At 42.3% G+C, this 12,734-nt stretch carries 8 protein-coding genes; 4 read left to right on the top strand and 4 right to left on the bottom strand.

All coding sequences use genetic code 11. The features are described 5' to 3' along the window. The first annotated feature begins 6 nt into the window (after positions 1-6). The 3 genes from ACOOE0_RS17455 (at position 7) to ACOOE0_RS17445 (ending at position 8,095) form a co-directional block, all read left to right on the top strand. Positions 7-1,587: a SusD/RagB family nutrient-binding outer membrane lipoprotein gene (locus ACOOE0_RS17455; protein ID WP_420400189.1), complete on the top strand. Its 1,581-nt coding sequence runs from the start codon at positions 7-9 to the stop codon at positions 1,585-1,587. 81 nt (positions 1,588-1,668) lie between these two features. Then, a complete protein-coding gene (locus ACOOE0_RS17450) occupies positions 1,669-4,974 on the top strand; it encodes a VCBS repeat-containing protein (protein ID WP_420400188.1) in 3,306 nt (1,101 codons plus the stop codon). A gap of 16 nt (positions 4,975-4,990) precedes the next feature. Further along, on the top strand, positions 4,991-8,095 hold the full coding sequence (locus tag ACOOE0_RS17445; protein WP_420400187.1) for a DUF5107 domain-containing protein: 3,105 nt from the start codon (positions 4,991-4,993) through the stop codon (positions 8,093-8,095). 35 nt (positions 8,096-8,130) lie between these two features. On the opposite strand, the gene ACOOE0_RS17440 is transcribed toward ACOOE0_RS17445, so the two are convergent. Genes ACOOE0_RS17440 through ACOOE0_RS17430 form a run of 3 tightly spaced genes read right to left on the bottom strand, consistent with a single transcriptional unit; the run spans position 8,131 to position 10,789 of the window. Beyond that, positions 8,131-8,748: a LacI family DNA-binding transcriptional regulator gene (locus tag ACOOE0_RS17440; protein WP_420400186.1), complete on the bottom strand. Its 618-nt coding sequence runs from the start codon at positions 8,746-8,748 to the stop codon at positions 8,131-8,133. Between the two features lie 49 nt (positions 8,749-8,797). Then, positions 8,798-9,685, bottom strand: a complete 888-nt coding sequence (locus tag ACOOE0_RS17435; protein ID WP_420400185.1) for a sugar phosphate nucleotidyltransferase — start codon at positions 9,683-9,685, stop codon at positions 8,798-8,800. A 3-nt stretch (positions 9,686-9,688) separates the two neighbouring features. Beyond that, the gene (locus ACOOE0_RS17430; RefSeq protein WP_420400184.1) at positions 9,689-10,789 is read right to left on the bottom strand and encodes a galactokinase family protein; all 1,101 of its coding nucleotides are present in this window, start codon (positions 10,787-10,789) and stop codon (positions 9,689-9,691) included. A gap of 167 nt (positions 10,790-10,956) precedes the next feature. On the opposite strand from ACOOE0_RS17430, the gene ACOOE0_RS17425 reads away from it, so the two are divergent. Further along, a complete protein-coding gene (locus ACOOE0_RS17425) occupies positions 10,957-11,988 on the top strand; it encodes a substrate-binding domain-containing protein (protein ID WP_420400183.1) in 1,032 nt (343 codons plus the stop codon). 13 nt (positions 11,989-12,001) lie between these two features. Here the strand turns inward: ACOOE0_RS17425 and ACOOE0_RS17420 are convergent, their stop codons facing one another. Further along, complete coding sequence (locus tag ACOOE0_RS17420) at positions 12,002-12,652, bottom strand: carbohydrate-binding family 9-like protein (protein ID WP_420400182.1); 651 nt, start codon at positions 12,650-12,652, stop codon at positions 12,002-12,004. Positions 12,653-12,734 lie beyond the last annotated feature (82 nt).

Here is a 12,734-nt window from a genome sequence, read left to right as displayed (position 1 = left end):
ATGGATATGAAGAAGTATATATATGTATTATCAATGGTGTTGGCACTAGGTGCCTGTACCAGCGACTTTGAAGAGACCAATACCAATCCATACGAGATTTCTGATGAATCATTGAAACAGGATTTCAATAATATTGGTGCCTTCTTCCCGGGCTTGTTGTCAAACCTTTATGGAATTCAGATTGACCATAATTTGACCAATGATTCCTATGCCCGGCATTTGGCCACTCCAACACCGTTTGTGGGTGGGGTGAACAATACGACCTATTACTTGCGTTGGAACAGGTACTGGAGCGTACAGTACAACAACGTTATGGCCCCTGCCAACCAGGTAATTGACATTGCTTCGCAAGAAGAGGGTAATGAAGTGTTTATCGAATTGGCCAATTTGATCAAGGTTCTTTCCATGCACCGTTTAACAGTGTACCAAGGACCTATTGTTTACACGGAATTTGGTCTGGGAAAAACAGGGGAGTATGATAGCGAGCAAGTGCTCTACAATGCTTTCTTCTCTGACTTGGACCGTATAATTGGTGTCTTGAAAGCTAATACCGATTTTGGAGGGTTCAGCGCTTTTGATGCCAGTTACGGTGGGGACATTGCCGCTTGGGCAAAGATGGCAAACACCTTGAGGCTTCGTTTGGCTATCAGGATATCCAAAGTAGATCCAGCTAAGGCGCAAGCTGAGGGTGAAAAAGCTTTGGCAGATTCCGCAGGGCTAATTCTGACCAATGCAGAGAATTTCAATATCTCCAACTATGGAAGAAAGTACCACCCAGCTGTAATCTGCTTTGAGTGGAACGATACCCGTATGAGCGCAAGTATGGAATCCATTTTGGGTGGATATGGAGACCCAAGGGTTAGTGCCTTTTTTGATGAGGCAACTGATCCCGCTGTTGTTGCCGATCACCCAGATTTCCCATATAAGGGAATCCGTAACGGTGCCACCTTGGGTGCCAAGGATGATCGTTTGAGTTATTCCACTATCGACCTTTCATTTAACGATCCTGCAGTAGTAACGGATCGTAAAATGATCAGCGCCGATGAAGTATATTTCCTAATGGCAGAAGCCGCATTGCGCGGTTGGGCTGGAGCAGGAGATGCTGGAGCAAACTATGAAATGGGTGTTCGTACTTCCTTTGAGCTCTGGGGAGTCGGCGGTGTTGATGATTATCTGGCAGACAATACCAGCATCCCATGGGATTATACAGATCCAAAGGCAGATGCAGGTGTTAATGCATTCACAAACAGAATCACTAACACTATTGCCTGGGATGAAGCTGCTGATAATGAAACCAAATTGGAGAAAATCATTACACAAAAGTGGATTGCTGCTTATACAGATTCCATGGAACCTTGGGTAGATCATCGTAGAACCGATTATCCTAAACTTCCGTTCAACTATCAGAATGATAGTAACTCGGATTGGGGGGTTATCGCAGACGATGACTTCTTAAGAAGAATGACATTTATAAACAGCGAGCGAACCAACAATCCAGATGGTGTCGCCGATGCAACCGCTAAGTTAGGTGGCCCCGATGAAATAGGAACGCGACTCTGGTGGGATACCGGAGGACCTAATTTCTAAAAAGGGGAGAAAAAAAACCTGTGGCGACCCCACAGGTTTTTTATTGTACTATCTTAAAAGGCGTAAACCAATCCAAAATCTATGAGTTCCCATTACAAAGCTTTGCTGCTGGTGTTCTGTATTGTTGCTTCATGCAAAAAAATAGATTCCAGCAAGTTGTTTTCCAAAATGCCCTCGAGCCATACAGGCATTAAATTTAAAAACCTGGTCACCGAAACGGATGAGTTCAACATTCTTACCTACGGTAATATTTACAATGGGGGAGGAGTGGCCGTTGGTGATATCAACAATGATGGGTTACAAGACCTATACTTTACAGGAAGTATGGTCGGAAGCCGTCTATATCTGAACAAAGGGGATTTTAAATTTGAGGAAATTGCCCAAAAAGCGGGTGTATTTGCTGAAGGGCTTTGGAACACGGGTACTTCAATGGCTGATGTGAATGGGGATGGTCTTTTGGATATTTATGTCTGCCGTTCAGCAGCCAAGAATAAGGAAAAAAGGAGAAACCTGCTCTTTATAAACAATGGGGATTTAACCTTTACTGAAAAAGGAGCGGAATATGGCCTGGACGACTTTGGGTATTCGACCCAGGGCAATTTTTTCGACTATGACAAAGACGGTGACATGGATGTCTTTGTGCTCAACCATTCCGTACAGCCGTACTCGAGCCTAAAAAATGCTTCCAATAAACTAAGGGAAAAGTCATATCCGGATTACGCGGATCGTTTGTACCGAAATGACAATGGAAAATTTGTGGATGTCAGCCAAGAGGCTGGAATCATGTCCAGTGTGTTGGGATTTGGATTAAGTGTTTCCGTCAGTGACATCAATGATGACACATGGCCGGATATTTATATTTCCAATGATTTTCACGAGCATGATTTTCTGTATTTGAACAATGGTGATGGAACTTTCACTGAAAGCCTAAAGGATTTTATAGGGCACACCTCGCATTTTTCCATGGGATCCGATATTTCGGACATCAATAACGATGGGAAACCGGATATTGTAACCTTGGATATGCTCCCAGAAGGGAATTTTAGACAAAAAATGGTCTCTGGCCCTGACAACTATGACAAGCACCAATTTCTTGTGGATTCTGATTTTCATCATCAGTATATGAGAAACATGCTGCATTTGAACCAAGGGAATTCCTTTGCGGAAATTGGGCAGTTGGCAGGAATACATGCTACCGATTGGAGTTGGGCACCACTCTTTGCCGATTTTGATAATGACGGTTACAAGGACTTATTCGTGACCAACGGGGTTAAACGGGACTACACCAATATGGATTTCATGAATTTTGCGGTTCAAAAGCGCTTGGAAGAAATGGATTCCGGAGTGGAAACCGCGATCAAGGATTTATTGGAAAATATTCCTTCCACCATCGAAGAAAATTACGCCTACCGAAACAAAGGGGATTTAACTTTTGGAAAAGTGACGGCAGATTGGGGCTTGGACGGGAAATCTCTTTCCAACGGTGCGGCCTACGTGGATCTGGACAATGATGGAGATTATGATTTGGTGGTCAACAATACAGATGATGAAGCTTTTATTTATCGCAATAACAGTGAGATTCTAGAGAACAACAACTACTTAAAAATACAGCTGCAAGGTAAGGAAGGGAATACCTTGGGGGTAGGAGCTAAAGTAATTATTAAATCAGATACTTTGCTATTGCACCAGGAGTTGTATCCTGCCAGGGGGTTTCAATCTTCCGTTGATCCTTCCCTAATATTTGGTTTGGGAAGCTTACAGAAGGTTGATGACCTAAAGGTCATATGGCCTGATGGAACGGTTACCACAAAAAGTAACATTGAAGCCAATCAAACGCTGCAGTTGGCGCAGACGGATGCGACTTTAGCAGAAGCAATGGAGGAAACCTCACAAACCCAGTATTTTTCAGATATAACTTCTGACAGTTTATTGGTTTTTAACCATATCGAAAACAAGTTTGTGGACTTCAAGAGGGAATCGCTTATTCCTCACCAACTTTCCACCCAAGGGCCCAAAATTGCCAAATCGGACATCAACAATGATGGACTTGAGGATATTTTTATAGGTGGGGCGAAAGGTAGTGTTGGAAAAGTGTTGGTTCAGCGTAGAACAGGGAATTTTACTGAACTTAACGCACCTACATTCAAAGATGATGAACAATCTGAAGATACTGCAGCATTATTTTTTGATGCAGACAACGATCAAGACATGGATCTCTATGTAGTTAGTGGAAGTCATGAGTTTGAAGAGGAAGCTCCTGAACTTCAGGACAGATTGTATATAAACAGCAACGGAAGCTTTACCAAAAAGACATCCGCCTTACCTAAAATGCTGACCAATGGATCCTGCGTGAGAGCATATGATTACGATCAGGACGGCGATCAAGATCTGTTTGTTGGTGGTAGATCGGTGCCAGGCCAATATCCCATGGCAGCCAGAAGTTATGTTTTGGAGAACGATGGGAATGGTAATTTCAAGGATAGCACAAACGAACTAAACAAGGATTTGTCCCATATCGGTATGGTAACAGATGCCTTATGGACTGATTTCAACGGAGACGGACTTAAAGATTTGATTTTAGTGGGTGAGTTTATGTCCATCCGCTTTTTTAGCAATGAGAATGGAAAATTAATAGAAGCAAACGATGCTGTTGACACCCAAAATTCCAAAGGCTGGTGGAACAGGATTGTTGAAGGGGATTTCGATAATGATGGTGATCAAGATTACATAATTGGCAACTTCGGATGGAATTCGCAATTAAAGGCTTCACCAGATGAACCTGTACAATTGTACGCCAAGGATTTTGATGATAATGGAGCTATCGACCCCATTTTGTGTTCCTACCTTATGGGTGAGAGCTATCCTGTGTTCTCCAAAGACGATTTGGTGGAACAACTGAATGGGCTTAAAGCCAAATACGTCAACTATTCCGACTACGCCACTCAAAAAATAACCGATATTTTTTCACCCGAGGAGTTAGAAGACGCCTACCTTTTGGAAGCCAACAATTTTTCTACCAGTTATATGGAAAATCTTGGGGAGGGCAGGTTCAAGCTGACACCACTCCCTATTCAAACTCAATTTTCACCCATCTATGCAATTCTGGCAAAGGATGTAAACAAAGACGGAAACCTAGACTTGGTTTTGGCAGGGAATTTCTACGGGACCAGGGTTAAATATGGCCGTTATGATGCCAACAATGGGCTTTTGTTGTTGGGCAATGGCCAAGGAGGCTTTCAAGCTGTCACGGATGTGGAAAGTGGCCTCAATGTAGCTGGCGAAGTCCGTGATTTGGTAATGATCAATGGCAATTCGGAAGCTCCTCTACTACTATTTGCAAGAAACAATCAACCTGTGCTGGTTTACAGAGCAACCGCTGATGACTAGCACTAAAACTGGAATTTTGAAAAAACTAACTGCACTTTTATGGATTGTCTCTCTGAGTACAATGGCACAAAACGCCAAAATCAGTGAAGAGGTAAGACAATTGGAAACATACGGATTTGGAGCACCCAACCCAGTTCCCATTTTAACGGAAAACCCTAAAATATTCCCTTACTTCAAATTTGAGGAATACGACCATACATCCCGAAAAAAAGGATGGAAAGTGGTGAAATTGGAAAACGAATACATTGAGGTCTATGTGCTACCGGAAATTGGGGGAAAGGTCTGGGGAGCCATTGAAAAGAGCACGGGCAATGAGTTTTTGTATCGGAATGAGGTGGTCAAGTTTCGGAACATTGCCATGAGAGGGCCATGGACTTCCGGAGGTATTGAGTTCAATTTTGGGATTATAGGACATCATCCTGGTACAGCAACTGCCGTGGATTATAAAACTGCGACCAACGAAGACGGCAGTGTAAGTTGTTTTGTAGGTAATATGGATTTGCCATCCGGAACGTATTGGCAGGTGGAAATTAAACTGGAAAAGGACAAGGCTTATTTTGAGACCAATGCCTCTTGGTACAATGGAACTTCCCTAAATCAATCTTATTACAACTGGATGACAGGTGCCGCACCTGCAACCAACGATTTGGAATTTTTTATTCCGGGCAATGGATATCTGGAGCACAATGGCACCTGGAAAAAATGGCCCATTGATGAGCAGGACAGAAATCTGGCCATGTACAAAAACAACGATTTTGGCCCCTCAAAATCCTATCACATAGTTGGCGATTACAAAAATTACTTTGGAGGCTATTATCATGACCGAAATGTTGGCTTTGGACATTTATCACCCTATGAGGAAATGCCTGGACAAAAATTATGGTTGTGGGCCCTGTCAAGATCGGGCGGTATTTGGGAAGACCTTCTGACGGATACCGATGGTCAGTATATTGAATTTCAGGCAGGCAGATTGTTCAATCAATATTTCCCAGGAGCCAAAAACCCAGTTTCCCAAGCCAACTTCGATCCCTATGTCATGGATACTTGGCAGGAACTCTGGTTTCCTATCAAAGAGATAGGCGGAATGGAAGCCGCTTCTGAATATGGAGTGTTAAACGTGGAACGGAATGAAGAGACGGCTACGTTAGGAATTAATGCGCTACAGGCATTTAAGGAACCCATTCAAATTTTTGTGAACAAGAAAGAGGTTTTTAGCGAGTCCCTAGAGATGCAACCCATGCAGATTTTCACCAAAACTTTTCCTTGTAAAGACACAGACACGTTGGATATTTACGTTGGTGCCGATAAATTGGAGTATACATCGGTTAGCAAAACCTTGCTCAAAAGGGATTTTGTTTACAAGCCTGAAATCAAACCTTCCAAGGTAGAGCAGTTGTATCATGAAGCTTCGGAAGCCATGAAGTATAGGGAATATGAATTGGCGGATGAAAAATTGGCCGAATTGTTTACTTTGGATAAAACGCATCCCAATGCCCTGATACTGGCCGCTGAATCAGCATATAGAAAAACGAGATATGATAAAGCCCTGGAATTTGCCAATACCGCTTTACAATTGGATACCTACAACCCTGAGGCCAATTATCTGGCGGGAATTTCCTATTGGGCTCAAAAGGACGCGCTTAACGCTTTGGAATCTTTTGGTTGGGCGGCGAGATCCATTCAATTTCGCTCGGTTTCCTTTGCCCAAATGGCAGAAATACACCTGTACAGGAACGATTTGGGTAAAGCCGAGAGTTATGCAAAAAAGGCTTTGGCATTCAATGCCTATAACCTAAATGCCAGACAGGTTTTATTGGTGGTGTATCGAAAGAACAACAAGGCCCAAGCGTTCCAAAAACAGCTCAATAAAGTATTTAAGATCAGTCCGATAAACCATTTTGCAGCTTTTGAAGAAATTCTTTTCCAAAAGGATGCTTCGGCTTCCATAACAGAAGGTATACAGAATGAGTTTCCCCAAGAAACCCTGCTGGATCTGGCACTGGAATACCTGAATTTGGGTCAGAAGCAGACAGCAGAACATTTATTGGATTTGAACGGTGCGGACATAAAATCAAGACTTTATTTGGCCTATGCTTCCAAAAATTCGGAAAAAAGTAAACAACTGCTTTCCGGATTGACAAGCCATTCTCCTGATTTTGTTTTTCCATATAGACGCGAGACCATACCAGTGTTGGAATGGGCCGTTTCTACCCATGATCATTGGAAGTTTAAATACTACTTGGCCCAAAACTATTTGGCAGTTGGACTAGAAGATAAGGCTATTGATTTATTGAAGCTATGCGGGAATCTGCCAGACAACGACACCTTCTACAGCTTTAGGGCCAAGATTATGGGCGATGCTCCTTACGGGGATTTGCACAAGGATTTTGAAAGGTCCCTTACTTTGAATAAAGACAATTGGAAACGTTGGGATGATTTCATTCTATTTTATTTGGACCATGATAAAAACGATGAGGCTACGGCGCTCGCCAAAAAGGGTTTCAAAAAATTTCCAAACAATTACAACATAGGATTGAGCTATGCCAAAGCGTTGGTGTCCACTGGAAATTATTCCAAAGCAATAGCAGCACTTGGAAGCTTGAATATTTTGCCTTTTGAACATGCATCCGAAAGCAAAAAAATCTATGATCAGGCGCACGTCTATAGGGCCAAACAGTTTATGGACAAAGAACAGTTCAGCAAGGCCATTCCTTTATTGGAAGCCTCAAAAGAATGGCCTGAAAACTTGGGAGTGGGTACTCCTTTTAATCCAGATACCCGTATGGCCGATTATCTTTTGGGTCTTTGTCACGAAAAGCTTCAAAATGCGGATAAGGCAAGTAGCTATTTTAAACAGGTTGCCGATTATCACAGCGATTCCAACCCGAATTTGGTTAGAAATAGTTTGTTCAAGCTAATGTCCTTGGAAAAGTTGGGTGAGGAAAACGATAGGGACGCCATATTGTCCCAAATCAAAAAGGAATCTGAAGACAGTCAAACTGCCGCCATGTTATCGGCAATATATGGTCAGGATGAGCAGCGTATTAATGAGTTAAATGGTAAACTAAAATGGGACAGCAGATTCTTGGAAATATTGAGCTATGTGGTGAAACAGCAGTAAATACCTCGCCCTAAATTAGCGGTAAAACCTATTTCTTAAACTTTGGAGAATTGTTCTGGAGCATTGTTTTTCCAGTCAATTCGCTCTATCAATGCCTTGCCAAGTTTCCTGCCGATACCACGCTGCTTTTTTATGTCAGAATTGGGCGGTAGGGGTTTGGTGTGCTTTATCCAAGCCAATCCTTCTTTCGTATGCTGTTCAAGCAAGTTTTCAGTGGCGGTATCTGTTTGTTCCAACAGAAATATCAATCCGTCCGCGGTTCTCTGGGGTTCTAATTGCTTAAGTGCTTTGTGCAATGTTTTGGAATCAAATTGATGGATCAAAGTTTGATACCCAAGGTTTTGGGACTTATCAATAATTCCTTCAATAACGGCTGAATACCTGCATAACTGTTGCTTTGGTAGGCAAACCATGAGTACATCCGTTTTTTGCTTTCTTAAAGCACAGGCGGTTTTGTTTGGAATATAGTTGTGATCCGTTGCAAGTTGCCGTAATTTCTTTTTGGTAAGTGAACTAATTTCATCACTGTTGTTCAGAGCCTTGGACACGGTAGAAATGGAAAATCCAGAAATTCTGGCCAAATCTTTTAAATTGGCCATGGGAGCAGTAATCTGCTTGTTGTGTACTGTTTTTTTGTTGGTTAAACCGTGCATGTTATTTACATTTTGTTCAATTCCTTTTGGAAATTTTGCATTCGTATTTTTAGGCCGACTCCCAATCCAATTCTGGATAGTTCTTTCTTAAAAACTCCTTGACTTCAAGAATATCTTCCTTGGCAGTAAGGTCAGGGACATGTTCTGAAAATGGAATCCCGATGGCAGAACCAGGGTGATCCTTCAGCATATTCAATAAGGCCGTGGGAAGTTCCTTTTCGTTTCTTTCTGGATGCACAGGGCAATTCTTGATATACGGATATATCATTGCCCCTTCAAACGTAAAGGCATTCATACTGACACGAAGTTTACCCGAAGCATCCCGATATCGCTCTACCTCGCTTTCCGAGGGTTTCTCAATAATGTCCAACAGATGCCCGTCATTATCCAGTTTGGCCAGGGCAAAGCGCGAAATACGTTCCATGGGAAATAACATGGCATCCCTATCATAGCCTATAAAAGCATTGGGACTATTGGTCTTTCTAAGCGCGGTCAATGCTTCTACCGAATAAAGGTTATCGCTGTTGCAAACCGTATAGGAAGTGTTGTTCAACTCTGGAAATTGCTCCAAAGCCTGAAAAACAGCATCTGCCGTACCAAAAGGTTTTACCCTTCCTTCCGGGATGTATTGGATGGCAAAAGAAATCTTGAGCCCACGGAATTCATTGCCCCTATCCTTGTTGCCATAAAATTCCCTGAACAGGTCACCTTGCTCCCCAATTACAATATAAATATGGGTGAATCCAGCCCGTTTGGCGTTGTATAGGACATAATCCATCATGGGTCTACCTTCATTGCCCACGGAAATAAGGCCCTTACTACGTTCGTTGGCTTGTTTAATGTCTTCGGCGCTAAGCCCTTTATCCGAAGAGACCTGTTTCTTCATTCTGGAAGATGCGCCCCCCGCCAAGACAATAAGATTTGAGTGTTCTTTCATTAATTACAATGTTTTGGTTTGAGGTTCTAAAATTCTTGCTCCTTCATCTACCTTTACAGCATATGCGTCCTTTGCCCCTGATTCCATCAGTGCTTTAATGACCTTGTCTTGTTCTCCGTCCCTGGCCAAGACCACAATACTGCCTCCTCTGCCCGAACCCACGATCTTGGCTCCCAGTGCGCCCGCACCCAACGCTCCCTCAATCATGGTATCAATGCGGGGAACAGTGATATTTAAATAATCCCTTAGGATATTATGATGCTGGCTCATAAGCTTCCCAATTTTAACCGGATCCAACTCTTGAAGTTGGAATTCTATCAAGGCCTGCTGCGTTACGTCATGGTTCAATATGGCTGCGTCCAAGTATATTTTTAGGTCATCCGGGACATAGTTTCTGTATTTGGGAAGATCATCCTTGGAAATTTTGCTAACGTCGAACGATGGTAATTTTTCCTTTACCTTGTTGATGGCGAGCAAAGCTTTTTCCTTTAGTTCCCCTAGGACACCTGTAGTATCCTTGGGAATTCCGGACTCGGCCACAATTAAGCCTGATAGTGGTTTGTGAAACACTTCATATTCCAACCGATCACCGGTTTCCAAATAAATAATACCTCCCAAGCCAATACTGAACTGATCCATTTTGCCTCCCGGTGCGCCGTGAAATGTCACCTCTGCCTCATAAGCAACCTGAGATATAAATTCTTTGGTTATAGGTACGTTGCAGCCAAAGGCATTTACCAGAAACAAGGCCCATGTAAGGATAAGGGCGCTGGAACTGGAAGTGCCCGCATTGATAGCTACGTTTCCAGAGATGGCTAGATCATAGCCGGAGTTGGGAACACAGCCATATTTTTTTAGGATTTTTAAGGTGGCCAATAAATGGTCTCCTTTGGAAACCTCCTTATCCTGAACATCGAATTCAAGGATACGTTGTTTTCCAATATCAGGCATGTTGATGACCAATTTATCCGTACTGTTCTTACAGGCTTCCAATCTTATATGCCGGTCAAAAGCACAGGCTATTACAGGGAGTCCCAAATAATCTTGGTGATCCCCAAACAAACATGTTCTTCCCGGTGCTATAGCAATGATTTTTTCCTTCATTTATTGCGGTTCAAATTCTGATTCTTCATAGTGCTACTTTTTGGTAAAAAATGGGACTTTCTCGATCAATTTTGGGGCAAGATAGAAAAAAATGTGTACGTTAACATCATTTTAGTGTTAAGGTACACAATACATCGGTTTCTTTTTTGGATATATTTGTGACAAGGATGAAAAAAAACACCACAATCAAGGATATTGCCAAGCTGGCTGGGGTCTCTATCGGCACGGTGGATCGTGTGTTGCACAATAGGGGAAGGGTTTCAAAAAAAGCCTTGGACAAGGTTAACGAAGCGCTTAAGGAATTGGAATACACCCCTAACCCCATTGCTCGGTCTTTAAGGAACAATGTGGTGTATACCATCCATATCCTTATCCCTGATGCCAAAAAGGATCCTTATTGGGAACCCTGTATGAAAGGGGTTTCTGAACTAATGGATGAATTTGCGGCTTTCGACCTAAATTTTTCCCTGCACACTTTTGATCCTTCCAATCCAAAATCTTTTTTAGGGGAAGGAAATAAAATCCTAGGAGAAGATCCTGATGCATTGCTATTTGTTCCCCTATTTGGTAAGGAAAGTACCCAGCTGCAAAAGGAGCTAAACGATAGAAATATTCTATCTACCACCTTCAATAGTCCCGTGTGGGATCATGTACATCATCATGTGGGTCAGGACTTATTTTTAAGTGGACGGGTTGGTGCCAAACTGGTGTCCAATCTTATTGACAATCCTGGTGAGATAGCTATTATTCATGTGGAAGAAGCGTACAACAATGCTACCCATATGCAGGAAAAGGAAAATGGCTTTAGATCCTTTTTTGAAGAGCAGCATACGGAATTTAAGATTTTGACGCTCATTCTAAGTTCCAAGGAAATTAGAAACGACTTTGAAACAATTGTCAAGAAACATCCCAATATTGAGGCCTATTTTGTAACCACGTCCAGAACCTATGAGGTGGCCAATGCAATACATAAATTGGGAATAAAAAAACCGGTAATTGGGTATGATCTTCTGCCCGAAAATGTGACTTGTTTGCACAATGATCAGGTTCAATTTTTAATACATCAAGCTCCTAGGCAACAGGCTTATTTGGGTCTTCGTAGCCTTGTGGAGAAACTTTTATTCAATAAGGAGTTGGCCAAGGTTGAGCTTTTACCCATTGATATTATAAATTCGGAAAACGTAAAAAGTTATCTGTAAGATAGGGAGCTCTTCATGTTAATTCCAAGATGCCAAAGGAGGAGGGCACATGAAAATCTGGATTCTCCACCAAAGGATCGATCCAAGTGAGCCAATTTAATCTTGCATTCTGCTTCCCTTCATCTGGCAAGGCTACACAATGACCTAGATAGATACCCGCACGTAGCGTATTGTTATGGATCAAACCTAGTTGATTCAAGGATTGTTTACTGATTCTGATGTCCACTTGATAATCGGTTGAACCAATATCTGCGGTAACAAAAATATGTCCGTCAGGCCAAGTCCATTGGTAGTCAAATACCCTATGGTAGGATGCTGAATAATCCAGAATTCTTGCCGAAGGATCAATTTCCAAACAATAATAGGTCTGTAATTGTGGGTCTGCGCTAAGGAAAATTTCAACACGATCGGACTGGGTGACGTCCATTTTTCCGTTACCCCCTTCGTATAAAAGAACATTGGCATCCTGCACTACGTACTTTAAGTACAGATATTCATCGTCATGAAGCGCCTTGAATAAGATTTCTGGATATTTTTCCTGTCCCCAGGGTTGATGAAAGGTGTGCAGTTTGTCTGCAGACTTCCATAAGTTGTTGTTAGGGAAAGCTGTTGACGGTTCGCCACTATTTATTTTTCTTATGGAATAAACCTTCGTTTGCTGCATGTTGCAAAGGTTACAAAATAAAATGGCACCTCACCCAATAAATAAGCTGGGGTCAGGACCTGTGTGAAAATCCTGCAAAGCG

The sequence above is a fragment of the Flagellimonas sp. genome, from assembly GCF_965215805.1.
Lineage (GTDB): Bacteria > Bacteroidota > Bacteroidia > Flavobacteriales > Flavobacteriaceae > Flagellimonas.
Note: the sequence above shows the minus strand (reverse complement) of the source record. Positions and strands in the feature narration are given on the sequence as shown.